15 protein-coding genes are annotated in these 20,227 nt (G+C 72.7%); 10 read left to right on the forward strand and 5 right to left on the reverse strand.

Annotated features, from left to right (window positions below):
* Nucleotides 1-2: 2 nt before the first annotated feature.
* Nucleotides 3-4,088 (reverse strand): nSTAND1 domain-containing NTPase, encoded by a 4,086-nt coding sequence (locus CP984_RS12085; RefSeq protein WP_129820952.1) that lies wholly within the window; start codon nucleotides 4,086-4,088, stop codon nucleotides 3-5.
* 275 nt (nucleotides 4,089-4,363) lie between these two features.
* Here CP984_RS12085 and CP984_RS12090 point away from each other — a divergent pair, with 275 nt between their 5' ends.
* The 7 genes from CP984_RS12090 to CP984_RS12120 all read left to right on the forward strand — a co-directional run bounded on the left by CP984_RS12090 (nucleotide 4,364) and on the right by CP984_RS12120 (nucleotide 12,642).
* Nucleotides 4,364-5,071 (forward strand): helix-turn-helix domain-containing protein, encoded by a 708-nt coding sequence (locus CP984_RS12090; protein WP_003982209.1) that lies wholly within the window; start codon nucleotides 4,364-4,366, stop codon nucleotides 5,069-5,071.
* Nucleotides 5,068-5,721, forward strand: coding sequence for a mycothiol-dependent nitroreductase Rv2466c family protein (locus CP984_RS12095; protein ID WP_003982208.1), 654 nt, complete (start codon nucleotides 5,068-5,070; stop codon nucleotides 5,719-5,721). The genes CP984_RS12090 and CP984_RS12095 overlap by 4 nt, the downstream gene beginning before the upstream one ends.
* A 262-nt stretch (nucleotides 5,722-5,983) precedes the next feature.
* Nucleotides 5,984-6,763, forward strand: coding sequence for an ABC transporter ATP-binding protein (locus tag CP984_RS12100; RefSeq protein WP_030182794.1), 780 nt, complete (start codon nucleotides 5,984-5,986; stop codon nucleotides 6,761-6,763).
* A 37-nt stretch (nucleotides 6,764-6,800) separates the two neighbouring features.
* On the forward strand, nucleotides 6,801-9,404 hold the full coding sequence (locus CP984_RS12105) for an ABC transporter permease (protein ID WP_003982206.1): 2,604 nt from the start codon (nucleotides 6,801-6,803) through the stop codon (nucleotides 9,402-9,404).
* 124 nt (nucleotides 9,405-9,528) lie between these two features.
* Nucleotides 9,529-10,509, forward strand: coding sequence for a YihY/virulence factor BrkB family protein (locus CP984_RS12110; protein WP_003982205.1), 981 nt, complete (start codon nucleotides 9,529-9,531; stop codon nucleotides 10,507-10,509).
* Nucleotides 10,510-10,659: 150 nt separating this feature from the next.
* Nucleotides 10,660-12,318, forward strand: coding sequence for a catalase (locus CP984_RS12115; protein WP_003982204.1), 1,659 nt, complete (start codon nucleotides 10,660-10,662; stop codon nucleotides 12,316-12,318).
* 18 nt (nucleotides 12,319-12,336) lie between these two features.
* Nucleotides 12,337-12,642 carry a hypothetical protein gene (locus CP984_RS12120; protein WP_003982203.1) on the forward strand — a complete coding sequence of 102 codons (306 nt, stop codon included), beginning with the start codon at nucleotides 12,337-12,339 and terminating at the stop codon, nucleotides 12,640-12,642.
* Between the two features lie 69 nt (nucleotides 12,643-12,711).
* Here CP984_RS12120 and CP984_RS12125 read toward each other — a convergent pair whose 3' ends face one another.
* The 4 genes from CP984_RS12125 to CP984_RS12140 form a co-directional block, all read right to left on the reverse strand.
* Nucleotides 12,712-12,972, reverse strand: coding sequence for a DUF4235 domain-containing protein (locus CP984_RS12125; protein WP_003982202.1), 261 nt, complete (start codon nucleotides 12,970-12,972; stop codon nucleotides 12,712-12,714).
* Nucleotides 12,972-13,370, reverse strand: coding sequence for a DUF3618 domain-containing protein (locus tag CP984_RS12130; RefSeq protein ID WP_050498911.1), 399 nt, complete (start codon nucleotides 13,368-13,370; stop codon nucleotides 12,972-12,974). Before CP984_RS12130 ends, CP984_RS12125 begins: the two co-directional genes overlap by 1 nt.
* Nucleotides 13,367-13,786 carry a phage holin family protein gene (locus CP984_RS12135; RefSeq protein ID WP_003982581.1) on the reverse strand — a complete coding sequence of 140 codons (420 nt, stop codon included), beginning with the start codon at nucleotides 13,784-13,786 and terminating at the stop codon, nucleotides 13,367-13,369. Before CP984_RS12135 ends, CP984_RS12130 begins: the two co-directional genes overlap by 4 nt.
* A 181-nt stretch (nucleotides 13,787-13,967) precedes the next feature.
* Nucleotides 13,968-14,993, reverse strand: coding sequence for an ATP-dependent 6-phosphofructokinase (locus CP984_RS12140; protein WP_003982582.1), 1,026 nt, complete (start codon nucleotides 14,991-14,993; stop codon nucleotides 13,968-13,970).
* Nucleotides 14,994-15,224: 231 nt separating this feature from the next.
* On the opposite strand from CP984_RS12140, the gene pta reads away from it, so the two are divergent.
* From pta to pyk, 3 genes are all read left to right on the forward strand, one after another.
* On the forward strand, nucleotides 15,225-17,324 hold the full coding sequence (gene pta / locus CP984_RS12145) for a phosphate acetyltransferase (protein WP_003982583.1): 2,100 nt from the start codon (nucleotides 15,225-15,227) through the stop codon (nucleotides 17,322-17,324).
* A gap of 45 nt (nucleotides 17,325-17,369) precedes the next feature.
* Nucleotides 17,370-18,581: an acetate kinase gene (locus CP984_RS12150; protein WP_003982584.1), complete on the forward strand. Its 1,212-nt coding sequence runs from the start codon at nucleotides 17,370-17,372 to the stop codon at nucleotides 18,579-18,581.
* A 117-nt stretch (nucleotides 18,582-18,698) separates the two neighbouring features.
* Nucleotides 18,699-20,126: a pyruvate kinase gene (gene pyk, locus CP984_RS12155; RefSeq protein ID WP_003982585.1), complete on the forward strand. Its 1,428-nt coding sequence runs from the start codon at nucleotides 18,699-18,701 to the stop codon at nucleotides 20,124-20,126.
* The last annotated feature ends 101 nt before the right edge of the window (nucleotides 20,127-20,227 follow it).

A 20,227-nucleotide genomic window follows, 5' to 3' on the forward strand; every position in this document is an offset into this window, starting at 1 on the left:
GCTCACTTGCAGTACCAGTCGGACGGCACGCCCCGTGCCGTCCGCGCCCAGTGGCCCTTCCGGCTCAGCTCGCAGATCGTCCTGGCCGCCTCCTCCACCCCGACGTACCACTCGCGGAGCGTGCCGTCCGCGCTGCCGCTGACCAGGGCCCGGCCATCGGGCCAGAACGCCAGCGACAGCACGCCGCCGGTGTGCCCGGCGAGCACGGCCGTCGTGCTGCGCGCGGCCACGTCCCACAGCCGTACGGTGTCGTCGTCCCCGCCCGAGGCCAGCGTGCCGTCGACGCTGAACGCCAGCGAGGACACGCTGCTGGCATGACCGCGCAGCGTGCCGGCCTGCCGGCGCCCCGGCACGTCCCACAGCAGGATGTCGTGGTCGGTGCCGGACGTGGCCAGGGTCTTCCCGTCCCGGGAGAAGGCGGCGGCGAAGATCAGGAAGGAGCGGCCGGTGAACCGGGCGGTCTCTTCGAGGGTGGCCGCGTCCCGCAGCCGTACGGTGCCCTGGTTGCCGGCGTTCTCGGTGATCGCCAGCGTTCTGCCGTCCGGCGCGTAGGTGACGGTGGACCCGCTGCCCGCCAGCTTGCGCTCGGCCGTCCGCCGCTGCTCCGCCACGTCCCACAGGAACAGGTTGCGGTCGTCCCCGACGCTGGCCAGTCTGCTGCCGTCCGGCGAGAACGCCACCTGCCGCACGGTGTTGGTGTGCCCGCGCAGGGTGGCGAGCAGCCGGCCGGTGCGCACGTTCCACAGCCGGATCGTCCGGTCGGCGTGCACCGAGGCCAGGATGTCGCCCTTCGGCGAGAACACCAGCCCGCTGATCAGCCCGTGCGGCGCGGCGAGCGTCCGCAGCGGCCGCGGCCGGTCGGCCGACCACAGCGTCAGCCCACTGCCCGCCGCGGCGATGGTCCGGCCGTCCGGGGACACCGCGACCGAGGTGATCGCGCTCTGCCGGCCGCCGACCGTCTCCGGGCCGGCACCGGCGGCGCGCCACAGCCGTACCGTGCCCGTGTCGTCGTCCGAGGGCGCGGCCAGGGCCGAACCGTCCGGCGCGTACGACAGCGCGCTCGCCGAGTCCACCCGGGCGGTGAACTTCTCGCGCGCGTTGCGGGAGTCGACGTCCCACAGCCGGACGATGCCGTCGTAGCTGGCCACGGCGAGGGTGGGGCGGTTCGGCGCCCAGGCCAGGGCGGTGATCCGGTCGGCCGTGCCGGTGAGTTCGCCGACGGCGCGGCGCTCGGCGACGTCCCAGAGCCGGACCGTACGGTCGCCGCCCCCGCTGGCGAGGGTGGTGCCGTCCCGGTTGAAGGCGATCGCGTACACCGGCTGGAGGTGGCCGGTGAGCGTGGCCAGCGGCCGGTGGGTGCGCGCGTCCCACAGCCGGACCGTACGGTCCTCGCCGGCCGACGCCAGCACCTTCCCGTCCGGCGAGAAGGCCACCGCCGTCACGTTGCCGGTGTGCCCGGCGAGGTCGGCGACCGGGCGCCGGGTGGCCACGTCCCACAGCCGGACGGCGTTGCCGGTGCTGCCGGAGGCGAGGGTGCGGCCGTCGTGGGAGAAGGACAGCGACATCACGCGGCCCACCGGGCCGGTCAGCACGCCGAGCAGGCGGCGGCGCTGGACGTCCCACAGGCGTACGGTGCCGTCGTCCCCCGCGGTCGCCAGGATGCGGCCGTCCGGGCTGAAGGCGAGGGCGTAGACCGGGCCGACGTGGCCGATGAGGGTGCCGAGCATGCGGTCGGTGACGGTGTCCCACAGCTTGACCGTGCGGTCCACCGAGCCGGTGGCCAGGGTGCGGCCGTTCGGACTGTAGGCCACCGCGTTCACGACGCCGGTGTGGCCGGTGAACTGGTTGGAGCGGTAAGCGGCGTAGGCGCTGAGCAGGCTGCCCCGCGCCTCGGCCGTCGGCGCCTGCCGGTAGCCGTACAGCGCCGTCAGCGCCGCCGCCTGGGGCTGCTCCCGGCGCAGTTCGCCGGCCTCCGCCGCGTACTGCCGGGACACGGCTATACGGCGCTGCGCCTCGGCGTCCGCCTGCTGCTGGAAGGCGAGGCCTGCCGCGATCAGGGCGAGCACGAGGAGGGCGCCGAGCGTCGCCGTCAGCCAGCGCGCGCGGTGGCCCCGCCGCCGGTCGGCGCGGGTGGCGCTGCGCAGGAAGTCCTCTTCCAGGGCGTTGAGCGCGGAGCCGTGCATGCGGGCCCAGGCCTGCGCCCCCGCCAGCTGCGCGCCCCGGAACAACGCGCCCGCGTCCCGGCCCAGTTCGTGCCACGTCTCGGCGGCGGCGGTGAGCCTGCGGTGGGTCCGCAGGGCCTCCCGGTCCTCGTCGAGCCAGTGCCGCAGCCGGGGCCAGGCGCGGATGACGGCCTCGTGGGCGACCTCGACCGTGTTGTCGGCCAGCACCACCAGCCGGGCGTCGGCCAGCTTGCGCAGCAGCCCGTCGATCTCGTGCGGGTCGGCCAGGCCCTCCAGTTCGCGGCGGGAGAGCCGTCGCCGGGTGTCCTCGGTGCCCTCGCCGAGCGCGGTCAGCCGCAGGAACACCGCGCGCATGACCTTGCGCTGCGCGGGCGCGGCCTCGTCGTACATCCGCTCGGCGGTCTGCGCGACGGCGCCGCGCATTCCGCCGGTGGCGCGGTAGTCGGCCAGCCGCAGGGTGTCGTCGCGGCGGCGGTGCCACGCCTCCCGCATCGCGTGCCCGACCAGCGGCAGCGCGCCCGGCTGCCCGGCCGCCTCGGCGAGCACCGTCTCCAGCAGGTCCGCGTCCACCTGGACGCCGCAGCGCACGGCGGGCTCGGCGATGATGTCGCGCAGCTCGGCGCGGCTGGGCGGCCCGACGGGCAGCTGGGCGGCGGAGCGGAGCACGGCGACCAGGCCGGGGTGGGCGAAGCAGCGGGCGTAGAAGTCGGCGCGGATGCCGAGGGCGATCCGGATGCGCCGGTCGCCGGAGCGGGCCAGGTCGGCCACGGTGCCGAGGAACGCGGTGCGCTCGGCCTCGTCCGCGCAGAGCGTGAAGACCTCCTCGAACTGGTCGATGACCAGCAGAGCGCGGGAGGCGTCGGACCGCCCGGCCAGCCAGGTGCGCAGGGCCAGATCGAGGGCGGCGGGGTCTTCGTCCATACGGCGACGGAGGGTGGCGGCTCGGGTGTCGGGGGGTTCGAGGGGGTTGGGGGCGGGGGGCTGGTCGGGGTGGTGCTCGGGGGCGGGGGTGGGCTGGGAGTCGGGGTCGGGCTGGGGGCCAGGGGCTGGCTGGGGGCCGGGCTGGGGCTCGGCCTGGGGACCAGGGTCAGGCTGAGGGCCAGGGACAGACTGGGGACCAAGGCCAGGCCGAGGACCAGAGCCAGGCCGAGGACCAGAGCCAAGCTGAGGGCCAGGATCGGGCTGAGGGCCAGGGCCGGGCTCGGGCTCAGGGACCGGAGTCCCGTCCTCCCCCACCGCCCCCACCGCCCTGCCCGCGTCCCCCGTCGCCGGGACCGTGTCGGCCTCCGTGCCCTCGCCGTGCCGCGGGTCCGGGCCCGTCACCAGGCGGGCCACCGCGGCCGCGAGGGCGGCGAGCGGCCGGGGGCCCGGGGTGAGCAGCGCCGGGTGCCAGTTCGGGCCGAGGTGGGGCAGCAGTCCGGCGCGCAGCAGGGAGGACTTGCCGCTGCCGGAGGCGCCGAAGACGACGGTCAGCGCGTGCTGTTCGACGCGGCCGGACAGCTCCTTGGTCAGCGTCGCGCGGCCGAAGTACTCGGCGGCGTTGGCCGCTTCGAAGGCGGCCAGCCCGGGATACGGGCAGCGCGCCGTGTCCGGCCCGCCCTCGCCGGCCCCGGCGGCGGCCCGCCACCGCGCCTCCCATTCGGCCCGGTCCCCGCCGCACGCCTGGGCGTAGGCCAGGACGACGTCCAGCGTCGCCAGCCGCTCGCCCTTGGCCGCCTCCGCCAGTGTGCTGGCCGAATAGTGTGCCGTCTTGGCGAGCGTGCGATAGCTCGGTGTCCCGGCCCGCTCCCGCAACTGCCGTAGTTCCCAGGCGAGCCGCTCCACCGGTCCGGCCTCCGGGTCCACCGGCCGTTCCGGCCGTCCCAGCCGGGGCTTGTTCTGCCCTGCCCCTGCTATGTACGCCACCTTCTTTCCTGCCCCGCGGCCGCCCCCACGGCCCGGTTCTCCATTGTCCGACTTGTTCGCCGATGGCGAGCCGCACTTTCGGACAAGTCCGCGGTGTCGCAAAGTCGTGGTCTCCGGTGCCGTCGGGTGGCAGCACGGGGGTGGTGCGAGCACGCAGATCCTCACGCCGTGGCGCTCCCGGCGCGCCGGACACCCGCCCGTCGGCCGTAGCTTCCTACGACTTCGTGTCCTGTACCTCCGCACCATGGGTACGCCCCCGCCGACACCCCTACCGTGTGCCGGTGACCACACACCCCACCGGCGGCCGGCCGGGCCCGCCGTTCGACGCCGAGGCGGCGCGGCGGCTGCGCGAGGCGCTCGGCATGACGCCCGCGCACGTCGCGTACGGGATCTGGGCGGCGTACGGGATACGCGTCGCGCCGGACACCGTCACCGCCTGGGAGCGCGGCACGGCCTCCCCCTCCGGCGCCGAGCTGACCGCGCTGGCCGGTGCGCTGTGGTGCGCGCCGGGCGAACTGCTCGGCGCGCCGCGTACCCTGCGCGAACACCGCCTCGCCCGGGGCATGGCGGCGGACGACCTGGCCCTGCGCATCGGGGTGGATCCCGCCGCGTACGCGCGGATGGAGGCGGCCGGGACCTGGACGGGCAGCGACCGGCAGACGGCCGAGCTGGCCGAGGCGCTGCGGCTGCCGTGCCGCGCGCTGATCGAGCTGACCGGCCGGGACGCGAAGCTGGCCGAGCTGCTGCGCGGCGCCGCGACCACGCGCTGGCAGGCGTATGTACGGCCGGTCGCCAAGATGGTTCCGCTGCCCAAACCCCGCCTACAGGCCGCTCTCCAGGGGCTGCACGGCGACTATCAGGGGTTGATGGCCGCCTCGCTGAACTGGGGCGGCGGCGGGAGTTCCGAGGAGTCGGGCCACGCGGGGCGGGCGTTCCTCGACGGCATCCTGGAGGCGTTCTGGGCCCGGACCGGAGGGGGGTGATCCCGGTGACCCCGAGTTTCGACGAACCCGACGGCCCCGCCAAGGCCGTGGACTTCTGGTTCGATCCGGTCTGCCCGTACTCCTGGATCGCGGCGCGGTGGATACGGGAAGTCGCGCGGGTCCGCCCGGTCCGCGTCCGCCTGCGGCTGATGAGTCTCCAGGTGCTCAACGAGGGCCGGGAGGTCAACCCGGAGGACCCGGGCGGCGAGTGGGGCGACTATCTGTGGGCGCCGGTGCGGGCCTGCGCCGCGGTGGAACAGCGGTACGGGCACGCGGCCCTGGACCGCTTCTCCCTCGCCCTCTGCGTACGGCTGCACCACCGGGGCGAGTGGGACGGGATCGAGCGCGCGCTCGCGGACGTGGGGCTGCCGCGCGAGGTGGCCGGAGCGGCGTGGACCACGGAGTACGACGCGGTGATCCGGGCCTCGCACGCGCGCGCCGTCGCCCTGGTGGGCGAGGATGCCGGTACGCCGGTGGTCGCGGTGGACGGCGTGGCCTTCTTCGGGCCGGTGGTCTCCCCCGTACCCCTGGGCGAGACGGCGGGGCGGCTGTGGGACGGTGCCCTCAAGCTCGCTTCCGTGCCCGGCTTCCGCGAGCTGCGCCGGCCGGCGGACCCCGCACCGGACCTGGGACCCGAGCCGGTCTTCTGAAGCCCCGGCCCGGGGCCGGCTCAGGGTTTTACGTCGGCCATAAGTCGGACGTCCGTCCCTCCACGGGATGACGGGCCGTTCGCGGGTGGGACTTCCGGCCGGTCCGGCTTTCGGCACTTCGGGCTGAGGTGCCGGGCACCCCGCACGATCAAGAATGGAACAGCACCGCACGTCCGGCTCCCGGGGCCTCCCCGGGAGCCGTGCGTCCGTCCGGGGCCCGGTGCCCCGCGCGTCCGTCCGTCCCCGTTCCAGGAGTTCCCCCGTGTCCCACGCGGCAGCCTTTCCCGCCCCCGCCCCCACCACGGCCGTCGCCGCCCGTGCCACGGACCTGAGCAAGGTCTACGGGCAGGGGGAGACCCGTGTGGTCGCCCTGGACAACGTGTCCGTCGAGTTCGGCCGGGCCCGCTTCACCGCGATCATGGGCCCGTCCGGCTCCGGCAAGTCCACCCTCATGCACTGCATGGCCGGGCTGGACTCCATATCCTCCGGCTCCGCCCTGATCGGCGACACCGAACTGAACGGGCTGAACGACAAGCACCTGACCCGGCTGCGCCGCGACAAGGTCGGCTTCATCTTCCAGGCGTTCAACCTGCTGCCCACCCTGACCGCGCTGGAGAACATCACCCTGCCGATGGACATCGCGGGCCGCAAGCCCGACCGGCAGTGGCTGGAGAAGGTCATCCAGACCGTCGGCCTGTCCGGACGCCTCAAGCACCGTCCCAGCCAGCTCTCCGGCGGCCAGCAGCAGCGCGTCGCGGTGGCCCGCGCGCTGGCCTCCCAGCCCGAGATCATCTTCGCGGACGAGCCCACCGGCAACCTCGACTCCCGCTCCGGCGCCGAAGTCCTGGGCTTCCTGCGCGAATCGGTGCAGGCCATGGGCCAGACCATCGTCATGGTCACCCACGACCCGGTGGCCGCCGCCCACGCCGACCGCGTCGTCTTCCTCGCCGACGGACGCATCGTCGAGGAGCTGTACGAGCCGACCGCCGACGCCGTCCTGGACCGGATGCGGCTGTTCGACGCCAAGAACCGTACGAGCTGACGCCCGCCGCCCCCACCCCAGGACTGACACCACCACCATGTTCCGAACCGCCCTGCGCAACGTCTTCGCGCACAAAGCCCGCCTGATGATGACCGCCCTCGCGGTCCTCCTCGGCGTCGCCTTCGTCTCCGGCACGCTCGTCTTCAGCGACTCGGTCGGCCAGGCCGTCAAGAACGCCTCGGCCAAGAGCTTCAAGGACGTGGCCGTCTCCGTCCAGGCGGGCTCGTCGGAAGGCGGCCCCGAGCCGGAGGACGCCGACGGCCGCCGCGTCAGCGCCCTCGACGACAAGGTGGCGGGCCGTATCCGCGCGCTGCCCGGCGTGGCCGCCGTACACGCCAACGTCAGCGGCCGGGCCACCGTCGCCGACAAGGACAACCAGCCGATCGGCACGGAGTGGCAGAACCACGCCACCAACTACCAGCCGGGCGCGGACGGCAAGGACGGCCGCTACCCGCTCGTCCAGGGCCGCGGCCCCGCCTCGGCCGGTGAGATCGCGCTGGACGAGGGCACCGCCAAGAAGGGCGGGCTGAAGGTCGGCGACACCGTGCGCTTCGCCACCGACGGACCGGCCCTGCACAAGAAGCTGGTCGGCATCGTCCACTCCGAGGACCCGAAGATCACCGCGGGCGGCAGCCTGGCGCTGTTCGACACCGCCACCGCGCAGAAGCTGTTCACGCACCCCGGCACGTACGACGAGCTGGTGGTGTCCTCGAAGCCCGGTACCGACGAGGCGGCGCTGACCGACGCGGTCAAGAAGGTGCTGCCGAAGGACCGCGCCGAGGCGACCAGCGGCACCGCGCTGGCGGCCGAGCAGGCCAAGATGGTCGAGCGGAGCAACAGCGCGCTGAGCAAGACACTGCTGGTCTTCGCGGGCATCGCCCTGTTCGTCGGCATCTTCATCATCGCCAACACCTTCACCATGCTCATCTCCCAGCGCAGCCGCGAAATCGCGCTGATGCGGGCGATCGGCGCCTCCCGCCGCCAGGTGGTCCGCTCGGTGCAGGTCGAGGCGGCCCTGCTCGGGCTGGTCTCCTCCGTCGTCGGCTTCGCGCTGGGCACCGGCATCGCGGTCGCCATGCGCGCGGTGCTCGACGCCAACGGCGCCGGATTCCCCGACGGCCCGCTGGTGATCAGCCCGACCGCGGTGCTCTCCGCGCTCGGCGTGGGGGTGCTGGTGACCGTGCTCGCCGCCTGGCTGCCGTCCCGCAGGGCCGCGAGGATCGCCCCGGTCGAGGCGCTGAGCACGGTGGACGCGGCCCCCGCGCTACGCGGCCTGGTCGTGCGCAACACCATCGGCGCGATCGTCACCGCCCTCGGCGTCGCGATCATGCTGTACGTCTCCACCCTCACCAAGAGCGACGACAGCACCCTGATGACCGCCATGGCCGGCTCGGTGCTGACCCTGACCGGCGTCATCATCCTCTCCCCGCTGCTGTCGCGGCCGCTGGTCGCGCTGGCCGGCCGGGTCACCACGCGGATCTTCGGCATCAGCGGCAAGCTGGCCAAGGAGAACGCGCTGCGCAACCCGCGCCGTACCGCCGCCACCGCCTCGGCCCTGATGATCGGTCTCACGCTGATCACCGGCATGACGGTCGCCGGCCTCTCGACGCAGCGGGCCGCCGACGAGATGTCCGCCAAGGGCCTGACCGCCGACTACCAGGTCAGCACCTCCAACTTCCGCGGCCTGGACCCGAAGCTGACGCAGCGGGCCGCGGCCCTGTCCGGCGTCGAGGCGGCGGTGCCGCTGCGCCAGACCGTCTTCGACGTGGCGGCGGACGGCGCGTTCGGGATGCTCACCGGCACCGACCTCGACCGGATCGGCAAGGTCACCGACCTGAAGTTCCGGAGCGGTTCCCTGAAGGCCGTACGGGACGGCGGCGGGATCGCGGTCTCCGCGAGCCGGGCGAAGGAGAAGGGCTGGAAGACGGGCGACACCCTCCAGGCCACCTTCCCCACCGATGCCCGGGGCGACGAGCAGAAGCGGAAGAACCAGAAGAAGACGCCGCTGAAGATCGCCGGCATCTACGAGGACAACCAGGTCGTGGGCGAGTCGCTGGCCTCCACCCGGCTCGTCGACCCGCATCTGAAGCCCCTCAAGGACGACAAGGTCCTGATCAAGACCGCGAACGGCCCCGAGGCGGGGCTCGCGAAGGACATCCGCAAGGCCCTCGGCGACAGCCCGCTGCTGAAGGTCCAGGACCGCGACGGGCTGCGCAAGGAGAACGCCGGCCAGATCGACACGGTGCTGAACATGGTCTACGGACTGCTCGGCATGGCCGTGATCATCGCGGTGGTCGGTGTGGTCAACACCCTGGCCATGTCCGTCTTCGAACGCACCCGGGAGATCGGCATGCTGCGCGCGGTCGGCCTCGCCCGCAGCGGCATCAAGCAGATGGTCCGCCTCGAATCCGTGGTCATCTCGCTGTTCGGCGCGATCCTCGGCATCGGCGTGGGCGTCTTCCTGGCCTGGGCCGGCGGCAGCATGGCGGCCGGCGCGATGCCGACGTACGAGATGGTCCTCCCCTGGGACCGCCTCGGCGCCTTCCTGGCCATCGCCCTGGTCGTCGGCATCCTCGCCGCCGCCTGGCCGGCCCGGCGCGCCGCCCGCCTCAACATGCTGGAGTCCATCGGCTCCGAGTGACCGCCCCGAGGTGGCCCCGCTCCCGCCCGTCCCGTCCCCTCTCCCCCGGGGACGGGGCGGGCGTCTTCTCGTACCCGGGGCCGGTACCGGGGTTGGCCCGCCGCGAAAGGGCAACCCGCCCTCCATGGCTGCCGAACACTCCACCGAGAAGCCCACCACGTTGATCGCCCACTCCTGGTGGGACGTACTGCGGCGCACGGGCAAGGAGTTCCTCGACGATGAATTGCCGGACCGGGCCGCGGCGCTCACGTATTACGGGGTGCTCTCGCTCTTTCCGGCGCTGTTGCTGCTCGTCTCGACGCTCGGCGTGATCGGGCAGTCGGCGACCGACGCGATCCTGAAAAACCTGCAGCAGATCACGCCGGGGGCCGCGCGGGACATCGTGAGCGAGGCGGTGCGGCAACTGCGGGACGGGCCCGGTACGGGCAGCGTGCTGGCCGTGCTCGGCCTGCTGGGCGCCCTGTGGTCGGCCTCCGGCTACATCGCCGCCTTCATCCGTACCGCCAACGCCGTCTACGACCTGCCCGAGGGGCGGCCGGCGTGGAAGACGCTGCCGCTGCGGCTGGGCGTGACGGTCCTGCTGATGGTGCTGCTCGCCGCCAGCGCGGTGATCGTGGTCTTCACCGGCACGCTGGCCCGGCAGGCGGGCCGCGGCCTGGGCATCGGGGACACCGGGCTCGCGGTCTGGTCGGTCGCCAAGTGGCCCGTGCTGGTCCTGCTCGTGGTCCTGATGATCACCATCCTGTACCGGGCCACACCCAACGTGCGCAGCCCGGGTCTGCGCTGGCTGACCCCCGGCAGCTTCCTGGCCGTCGTGCTGTGGCTGGCCGCCTCGGCGGGCTTCGCCCTGTATGTGGCCAACTTCGGCTCGTACAACAAGACGTACGGCACCCTGGCGGGCGTCATCGTCTTCCTCGTCTGGCTGTGGCTGTCGAACCTGGCGGTCCTGCTGGGCCTGGAGTTCGACGCCGAGCTGGCCCGGCAGCGGGCGATCGCCGAGGGGCACCCGGGCGAGGAGCCGTACGTGGAGCCGCGCGACACCCGCACCTGGCCGTCCCGCCTGCGCAGGCGGCGCGAACGGCGCGAGCCGGCCACCGACCGCTGAGCGCCGGACCGCATCAAGCCGGACCACCAAGCCGGACTGCACCAAGAGAGTGAGCGTCTGCACGACCGGCGTCCAGGGCGGGTACCCCTCGGGAGCCCCACCCACGGCGCGGACCCGAGCGCCTTCGAGTGCCGAAGGAAAGCGAGAGCAGTGACAGACACAGCGAGTCAGGGACGGGCGGCGGGCGACGACCGCCCGGTGCTCACCAACCGGCAGGGCCACCCGGTCCACGACAACCAGAACCAGCGGACGGTCGGCGCGCGCGGCCCGGCCACCCTGGAGAACTACCAGTTCCTCGAAAAGATCAGCCACTTCGACCGGGAGCGCATCCCCGAGCGGGTGGTGCACGCGCGCGGCGTGACCGCGTACGGCTTCTTCGAGAGCTACGGGAAGTGGGGCGACGAGCCGGTCGGCCGCCACACCCGGGCGAAGCTGTTCCAGGAGGCCGGCAAGCGCACCGAGGTGGCCGTGCGGTTCTCCACCGTGATCGGCGGCCGGGACTCCTCCGAGGCGGCCCGCGACCCGCGCGGCTTCGCCGTGAAGTTCTACACCGAGGACGGCAACTGGGACCTGGTCGGCAACAACCTGGGCGTCTTCTTCATCCGGGACGCGATCAAGTTCCCGGACGTCATCCACTCCCTCAAGCCCGACCCGGTGACCCACGAGCAGAAGCCGGCCCGGATCTTCGACTTCATGTCGCAGACGCCCGAGTCGATGCACATGCTGGTCAACCTGTTCAGCCCGCGCGGCATCCCCGCCGACTACCGGCACCAGCAGGGCTTCGGCGTCAACACCTACAAATGGGTGAACGACGAGGGCCGGACCGTCCTGGTCAAGTACCACTGGATGCCCAAGCTCGGCGTGCGCAGCATGACCGAGGCGGACGCGGCGGCGGTACAGGCCCAGGAGCTGGGCCATGCGACCAAGGACCTGTACGAGGCGGTCGGCCGCGGCGAGTACCCCGAGTGGGAGCTGCTCGTCCAGATGATGGACGACCACGACCACCCGGAGCTGGACTTCGACCCGCTGGACGACACCAAGACCTGGCCGGAGCAGGACTTCCCGCCGAAGCCGGTCGGCCGGATGGTGCTCGACCGGATGCCGGACAACTACTTCGCCGAGAACGAGCAGATCTCCTTCGGCACCGGCGTCCTCGTCGACGGGCTGGACTTCTCCGACGACAAGATGCTCGTCGGCCGGACCTTCTCCTACAGCGACACCCAGCGCTACCGGGTCGGCCCGAACTACCTCCAGCTGCCGGTCAACCGGGCCAAGAACGCCACCGTCCACACCAACCAGCGCGACGGGCTGATGGCGTACGAGCAGGACCCGCACGGGGGCGACCCGGAGGTCAACTACGAGCCGTCGCTCACCGGCGGGCTGCACGAGGCGCGGGAGCCGTCCCACGACGAGCAGGGCCCGGAGATCCGCGGCCGCCTCACCCGCAAGCGCATCCCGCGCACCAACGACTACCTCCAGGCGGGCCAGCGCTTCCGGCTGCTGGCGGACTGGGAGCGCGACGACCTGGTCAAGAACCTCACCGACCTGATCTCCCAGGCCGACCGGCGGGTCCAGGAGCGGATGGTGTGGCACTTCCTGCTGGTCGAGAACGAACTCGGTCTGCGGGTCGGCGAGGGGCTGGGCATCGGGCCCGGCGACGTGTCCCATCTGGAGCCGCTGAGGGACCAGACCCTGACCGACGAGGACCGCAAGCGGCTGGCGAACCTCGGCGACAACCCGCCGCGGGATGTCTCCGGGCTCACCATGACCCACTGCGTCCCGAACGAGCGGCACGCCGTCGCGGGCTGAGAGGAGGTCCGGCCGGGCATGGCAGCGCCGAAACGGTACGCGGTCGCGGCGTCGGGGACGTGGGTGGACGACGAGGACGGGCGCCGGCTCCCCGCGGGCGAGGTGCACGCCTGGGAGCAGGGGCTGAACCAGACGGTCTGCGGCCTCTCGCTCAGCCGCTCGCAGCTGGGGCGGTTCCCGCACATCGGGTGGCCGGACATCCTGCCCGAGTCGGGCGGGGCCGCGGACCGGGTCCGGCGGGTGTGCCCGCGCTGCGCGTCGGTGGCCGGACGCCGGGGCACCGACGCCCGGCCGCGCTGGCACCGTACGAACCCCCGGCCGTGACGCAGCGGCGCCGCCGTGCCCGACGTACGGGTACGGCGGCGCCGGAGGGGCGACGGCCTCGAAGACGGGCTATCCCGGCCAGGTCCCCGTCGCCTTGCGCACCGCCACCGCTCCGCTGCGGTCCACGGCCGCCTTCACCACCGCGAGCGTGGCGCCCTGGAGCGCGGCGGCCGGCAGCACCTCCCGCCAGCGACGTTCCTCGTCGGTGGCCTTCGGTGCGTCCTCCTCGCGGCCGACCAGCTTCCACAGGCGCTTGAACAGGAAGCCGGCCAGCACCCCGCCGAGGGCACCGAACACCATGCCCAGGGGCTTGTAGAGCAGTTTGATCATCAGTGGTGTCCTTTGCTCCGGCAGGCCCGGCGGGCCTTGGCGCCCGCGGTGGCGAGCGGGCGGGCGGTCTTCTTCGCACGCGGCCCGGTACGCAGTCTCGTACGCCGCAGGTGCGGGCGCACCCGGGCGCGGCCACGGCGCCGCAGCACCAGGGCGCCGGCCAGCAGCGCACCGCCCGCGGCGGCGGCCGTCCGGACGGCCGTGGAGCCCGTCAGCCGGTGCGTGGCCGCCGCGGCGCTGTCCTTGATCCGGGCCGCCTTCTCCTGTGCGCGGCTCTTCACATCGGCCTTGTCGGCCAGCTCGGCCACCGTGTCGCCGAGTTCCTGCCGGGTCCGCTCGATACGGGCACGCAGTTCGGCCGGGCTCGCGCCGTCGCCGCTGCGGGGGTCACTGGTCATCGCCGGGCCCTCTCCTTGATCGTCTCGATGTCCTGGCGGACGCTGTGCACCGCCTCCTCGGGCACCGGCGGGGTGGCCCGCCGGATCCGCTGCCGCCCCAGCAGACCGAGGACCGCCGCCAGCACCAGCAGCGCGCCCACGACCACGAGGCCGGCGGCCCACAGCGGCAGCACCAGCCCGAGCGCGATGATCGCGGTGGCCACCAGCGCCTGGGCGGCCAGGAACGCCACCGTCCCGGCCCCGCCGAGCAGCCCGCCGCCCACACCGAAGCGCTTTCCCTTGCGCGCCAGTTCCGACTGCGCCAGGCGCATCTCGTCGCGTACCAGGCTGGACAGCTGCTCCGACGCCTGGGTGACCAGTTCGTTGACCGGCCTGCCGTCCGGCCGGGCCGTCCGGTGATCCACGAAGTCGCTCATCCCGGTCACGCCTCCTTCCTTGTGCGCGCCGGGTACCTCCTCACGGGCCGGCTAACCGGAACGTTGGCCCGTACGGGTGCCGGAACCCCGCGTACGGCCGGGCCCCGGGCGCGCGCCAACGCGAACGGCGCGCGTCCCCGGGCAGGGAACGCGCGCCGTAGAAGGTTTCGCGGCAGCCGGATCAGAAGACCGACTCGGCCTCCTGCATGCGGTTCACCGGCACCCGCTTCAGCTCGGTGACCGCGTCGGCCAGCGGGCTCATCACGATGTCCGTGCCGCGCAGGGCGGTCATCTGGCCGAAGTCGCCGCGGTGCGCGGCCTCGACGGCGTGCCAGCCGAAGCGGGTGGCGAGCACACGGTCGTACGCGGTGGGCGTGCCGCCGCGCTGGACGTGGCCGAGGATGACCGGGCGGGCCTCCTTGCCGAGGCGGTGCTCCAGCTCGCGGGCGAGGGCGGTGCCGATGCCCTGGAAGCGCTCGTGGCCGTACTGGTCGATCTCACCGTGGCCGTAGTCCATCGTGCCCTCGGCGGGGTGGGCGCCCTCGGCGACGCAGACGACGGCGAACTTCTTGCCCCGGTCGAAGCGCTCCTCGACCATCTTCACCAGGTCGTTCACGTCGAAGGGGCGCTCCGGCAGGCAGATGCCGTGGGCGCCGCCGGCCATGCCGGACTCCAGCGCGATCCAGCCCGCGTGCCGGCCCATGACCTCGACGACCATGACCCGCTGGTGCGACTCGGCGGTCGTCTTCAGGCGGTCGATGGCCTCGGTCGCGACGCCGACCGCGGTGTCGAAGCCGAAGGTGCGGTCGGTGGCGGAGATGTCGTTGTCGATGGTCTTGGGCACACCGACGATCGGCAGACCGGCGTCGGCGAGCATCTTGGACGCGGTGAGCGTGCCCTCGCCGCCGATGGGAATGAGCACGTCGATGCCGTACTCACGCGCGAGGTCCTTGCCGTTCTCGCACGCCTCGCGCAGCCGGGCGCGCTCCAGGCGGGCGGAGCCGAGGATCGTTCCGCCGCGGGCGAGGATGCCGCTGACCGCGTCCAGGTCCAGCTTGCGGAAACGGCCGTCGAGCAGGCCCTTGAAGCCGTCCTCGAAACCGATGACCTCGTCGTCGTGGCCCGTCAGCGCCCGGTGCACCACTGAACGGATCACAGCGTTGAGGCCGGGGCAGTCGCCGCCTGCGGTGAGGACTCCGATACGCATGGTGCTGTGTCTCCTGTGTGCTCGCTGCTGGTTCGTGTGAGCCGGTCCGATTGTTTCACGGGCCGGGAGGCGGTGCCCGCACGGCACCGGGCACCGCTGCCGTCACCCGCTGACGCATGCGCAAAACTGGAAGCGCGGCTTAACCACAGCCGCAGGTATTGTCAAGGGGGGCAAGCTCACCATAACGGGTAATTTGACCTTGCGAAGCGACGGATGGATCGGAGAGCACGCGTGACGCGCAGCGTGTACGTGACCGGGATCGACCGCGGCGACGGCCGGCAGGTCGTCGAGCTGGGAGTCATGGAGCTCCTGACCCGCCATGTGGACCGGGTGGGGGTCTTCCGCCCGCTGGTCCACGACGGACCCGACCGCCTGTTCGAACTGCTGCGGGCGCGCTACCGCCTCTCCCAGCCCGCGGAGACCGTGTACGGCATGGGCTACGAGGAGGCCGCCCGCCTCCAGGCCGAGCAGGGCACCGACGAGCTGGTCTCCCAGCTCGTCGAGCGCTTCCACCAGGTGGCCAGGGACCACGAGTACGTCCTCGTGCTCGGCTCCGACTACGCGGCCACCAGCCTGCCGGCCGAGCTGAACCTCAACGCCCGGCTGGCCAACGAGTTCGGCGCCGCGGTGCTGGCCGTCGTCGGGGGCCAGGGCCAGGAGGCCGAGTCGGTCGGCGCCGAGGCCCGCAACGCCTACCGCGCCTACCACTCGCTGGGCTGCGACGTCGTCGCGCTGATCGTGAACCGGGTGGCGCCCGAGCTGCACGCCGCCGTGGCCGAGCAGGTCGCCGCCCGCCTGCCGGTGCCCTGCTACGCGCTCCCGGAGGACGGCGCGCTCTCCGCGCCCACCGTCGGCCAGATCGTGCACGCGCTCGGCGCCGAGGTGCTGCTCGGCGACGACTCGGGGCTGGCCCGCGACGCCCGCGACTTCGTCTTCGGCGGCGCCATGCTGCCCACCTTCCTCAAGGCGCTGACCCCCGGCTGCCTGGTCGTGACCCCCGGCGACCGCGCCGACCTGGTCATCGGCTCGCTCGCCGCGCACAGCGCGGGCGCCCCGCCCATCGCGGGCGTGCTGCTGACCCTGGACGAGCGGCCCGGCCCGGACATCATGGCGCTGGCCAACCGGCTGGCCCCCGGCACCCCCGTGATCTCGGTGGCCGGCGGCTCCTTCCCGACCGCGGCCGAGCTGTTCGCCATCGAGGGCAAGCTGAACGCCGCCGCGCCGCGCAAGGCGGAGACCGCGCTCGGCCTGTTCGAGCGGCATGTGGACACCGCGGAGCTGACGAACCGTATCTCCGTCGCCCGCTCCGGCCGCGTCACGCCGATGATGTTCGAGCACGAGCTGATCGAGCGCTCCCGCTCGGGCCGTCGCCGGGTCGTGCTGCCCGAGGGCACCGAGGAGCGGGTGCTGCGCGCCGCCGACGTACTGCTGCGCCGCGACGTGTGCGACCTGACGCTGCTCGGCGAGGAGAAGGCGATCCGCAAGCGCGCCGCCGACCTCGCCATCGACCTGGCCGACGCACAGATCATCGACCCGCAGGTCTCCCCGCTGCGCGAGCGCTTCGCCGAGCTGTACGGCAAGCTCCGTGCCCACAAGGGCGTCACCTACGAGCTGGCGTACGACGTGGTCGCGGACGTGTCGTACTTCGGCACCCTGATGGTGCAGGAGGGCCTGGCCGACGGCATGGTCTCCGGCGCGGTGCACTCCACCGCGGCCACCATCCGCCCCGCCTTCGAGATCATCAAGACAAAGCCGGGCGCGCAGATCGTCTCCTCGGTGTTCTTCATGTGCCTGGCCGACCGCGTGCTGGTCTACGGCGACTGCGCGGTCAACCCGGACCCGAACGCGGAGCAGCTGGCGGACATCGCCATCCAGTCGGCGGCCACCGCCGCGCAGTTCGGCGTCGAGCCGCGGATCGCGATGCTGTCGTACTCCACCGGCACCTCCGGCTCCGGCGCGGACGTCGACAAGGTGCGCAAGGCCACCGAGCTGGTCCGCGAGCGCCGCCCCGACCTGCTGGTGGAGGGCCCGATCCAGTACGACGCGGCGGTGGACGCCGCGGTGGCCAAGACCAAGCTGCCGGACTCCGAGGTCGCCGGCCGGGCCACCGTCCTGGTCTTCCCCGACCTGAACACCGGCAACAACACCTACAAGGCCGTCCAGCGCTCGGCGGGCGCGGTCGCCGTCGGCCCGGTCCTCCAGGGTCTGCGCAAGCCGGTCAACGACCTCTCGCGCGGCGCGCTGGTCCAGGACATCGTCAACACCGTGGCCATCACGGCCATCCAGGCGCAGGGCGCGGCACCGGGCGGCTCGCCCGCCGCCGACGCCTGACGCTCCCGGCCGCCCATCCCCCCACCACCGACCGAAAGCTGCTTCATGACTGCCAATGCCACCCGTGTCCTCGTCCTCAACTCCGGCTCCTCGTCGGTGAAGTACCAGCTGCTCGACATGCGCGACGGCTCCCGGCTCGCCGCGGGCCTGGTCGAACGCATCGGTGAGCAGACCTCGCGCCTGGCCCACACGCCGCTGGCCACCGGCGGCGACAAGAGGGAGCGCGAGGCCCGGATAGCCGACCACGAGGAGGCGCTGAAGGCGGTCGCCGACGAGCTGGCCGCGGACGGGCTCGGCCTGGACTCGCCGGAGCTGGCGGCGATCGGGCACCGGGTGGTGCACGGCGGTCTGAAGTTCACCGAGCCGACGGTGATCGACGACGCCGTGCTCAAGGAGATCGAGCGGCTGGTGCCGGTGGCGCCGCTGCACAACCCGGCGAACATCACCGGCATCAGGACGGCGCAGGCGCTGCGGCCCGACCTGCCGCAGGTCGCGGTCTTCGACACCGCCTTCCACACCACGATGCCGGAGCACGCGGCGCGCTACGCCATCGACGTGGAGACGGCCGACGCCCACCGCATCCGCCGCTACGGCTTCCACGGCACCTCGCACGCGTACGTCTCGCGCAAGACCGCCGAGCTGCTCGGCAAGGCGCCCGAGGACGTCAACGTCATCGTGCTGCACCTGGGCAACGGTGCCTCCGCCTCGGCGGTCGCGGGCGGGCGCTGCGTGGACACCTCGATGGGCCTGACCCCGCTGGAGGGCCTGGTCATGGGCACCCGCTCGGGCGACATCGACCCGGCGGTGGTCTTCCACCTCAAGCGGGTGGCGGGCATGGACGCGGACGAGATCGACGTGCTGCTCAACAAGAAGAGCGGCCTGATCGGGCTGTGCGGCGACAACGACATGCGGGAGATACGCCGCCGGATCGACGAGGGCGACCAGCGGGCGGCGCTCGCCTTCGACATCTACATCCACCGGCTGAAGAAGTACATCGGCGCCTACAGCGCGGTGCTGGGCCGGGTGGACGCGGTGGTGTTCACCGCGGGCGTCGGCGAGAACGCGGCCCCGGTGCGCGAGGCCGCGGTCAAGGGTCTGGAGGAGCTGGGGCTGGCGGTGGACGCCGACCTGAACTCCGTACGGTCCGACGAGGCGCGGCTGATATCGCCGGAGTACGCGCGCGTCGCGGTCGCCGTCGTCCCCACCGACGAGGAGCTGGAGATCGCCAACCAGACGTACGCCCTGGTCAGCAACTGACCCGCGGCACCACAGGGCGGGCGCCGGCGGTATCCGTGCGGCGCCCGGCCGGTACCTCGCTTCCGGGCACCCCAGCCCAAATTATTCCGCTCCGAAACAAACGATAGGATCGATCCCATGCGCCGTTCCAAAATCGTCTGCACCCTGGGCCCCGCCGTCGACTCCTACGACCAGCTGAAGACGCTGATCGAGGCCGGCATGAACGTGGCCCGATTCAACATGAGCCACGGCACCCACGCGGAGCACGAGGAGCGCTACCACCGCGTCCGCAAGGCCGCGGAGGAGACCGGCCGCGCCATCGGCGTGCTGGCCGACCTCCAGGGCCCGAAGATCCGCCTGGAGACCTTCGCCGACGGCCCCGTCGAGCTGGTGCGCGGCGACGAGTTCGTCATCACCACCGAGGACGTGCCCGGCGACAAGACCATCTGCGGCACGACCTACAAGGGCCTGCCGGCCGACGTCTCCAAGGGCGACCCGGTCCTGATCAACGACGGCAATGTGGCGCTCCAGGTCATCGAGGTGGACGGCCCCCGGGTGCGCTGCATCGTCATCGAGGGCGGCGTGATCTCCGACCACAAGGGCATCAACCTGCCCGGCGCGGCGGTCAACGTCCCGGCGCTGTCCGAGAAGGACATCGACGACCTGAAGTTCGCCCTGAACATGGGCTGCGACCTGGTGGCGCTGTCCTTCGTGCGGGACGCCAAGGACGTCAACGACGTGCACCGCGTCATGGACGAGGTCGGCCGGCGCGTACCGGTGATCGCCAAGGTGGAGAAGCCGCAGGCGGTCAACAACATGGAGGAGGTCGTCGCGGCCTTCGACGGCGTCATGGTCGCCCGTGGTGACCTGGCCGTGGAGTACCCCCTCGAAAAGGTCCCGATGGTGCAGAAGCGCCTGGTGGAGATGTGCCGGCGCAACGCCAAGCCGGTGATCGTGGCGACCCAGATGATGGAGTCGATGATCACCAACTCGCGGCCGACCCGCGCCGAGGCGTCGGATGTCGCCAACGCGATCCTGGACGGCGCCGACGCGGTCATGCTCTCCGCCGAGTCCTCGGTCGGCCAGTACCCGATCGAGACCGTCAAGACGATGTCGAAGATCGTCGAGGCGGCCGAGGAGGAGCTGCTGTCCAAGGGCCTGCAGCCGCTGGTCCCGGGCAAGAAGCCCCGTACGCAGGGCGGCGCGGTGGCCCGCGCGGCTGCCGAGATGGCCGACTTCCTCAACGGCAAGGCCCTGGTCGCCTTCACCAAGTCCGGTGACACGGCCCGCCGCCTGTCGCGCTACCGCGCGGCCCAGCCGATCCTGGCCTTCACCACGGACGCCGCCACCCGCAACCAGCTCGCGCTGAGCTGGGGCGTGGAGACCTTCGTCGTGCCGCACGTGGAGCACACCGACGAGATGGTCGACCTGGTCGACGCCGAGCTGCTCAAGCTCCAGCGCTACAACGACGGCGACACCATGATCATCACCGCCGGCTCGCCCCCCGGCGTCCCCGGCACCACCAACATGGTGCGCGTCCACCACCTGGGCGGCGACCGCGCCTGACGCGCGGGACGCGACGTGCGGCACGGCGCGCGAACCTGAATACGGCGATGGGCCGCATCCGGTTGGGGATGCGGCCCATCGCCGTACGCGGACGCCCTGTC

It is taken from the genome of Streptomyces rimosus, assembly GCF_008704655.1.
Lineage (GTDB): Bacteria > Actinomycetota > Actinomycetes > Streptomycetales > Streptomycetaceae > Streptomyces > Streptomyces rimosus.

Excerpts from the sequence above, each read along its gene's own strand:
- CP984_RS12105 (WP_003982206.1), top strand. The coding sequence starts at position 6,801 with ATGTTCCGAACCGCCCTGCGCAACGTCTTCGCGCACAAAGCCCGCCTG.
- CP984_RS12110 (WP_003982205.1), top strand. The coding sequence starts at position 9,529 with ATGGCTGCCGAACACTCCACCGAGAAGCCCACCACGTTGATCGCCCAC.
- CP984_RS12120 (WP_003982203.1), top strand. The coding sequence starts at position 12,337 with ATGGCAGCGCCGAAACGGTACGCGGTCGCGGCGTCGGGGACGTGGGTG.
- CP984_RS12125 (WP_003982202.1), bottom strand. The coding sequence starts at position 12,972 with ATGATCAAACTGCTCTACAAGCCCCTGGGCATGGTGTTCGGTGCCCTC.
- CP984_RS12130 (WP_050498911.1), bottom strand. The coding sequence starts at position 13,370 with ATGACCAGTGACCCCCGCAGCGGCGACGGCGCGAGCCCGGCCGAACTG.
- CP984_RS12135 (WP_003982581.1), bottom strand. The coding sequence starts at position 13,786 with ATGAGCGACTTCGTGGATCACCGGACGGCCCGGCCGGACGGCAGGCCG.
- CP984_RS12140 (WP_003982582.1), bottom strand. The coding sequence starts at position 14,993 with ATGCGTATCGGAGTCCTCACCGCAGGCGGCGACTGCCCCGGCCTCAAC.
- CP984_RS12150 (WP_003982584.1), top strand. The coding sequence starts at position 17,370 with ATGACTGCCAATGCCACCCGTGTCCTCGTCCTCAACTCCGGCTCCTCG.
- pyk (WP_003982585.1), top strand. The coding sequence starts at position 18,699 with ATGCGCCGTTCCAAAATCGTCTGCACCCTGGGCCCCGCCGTCGACTCC.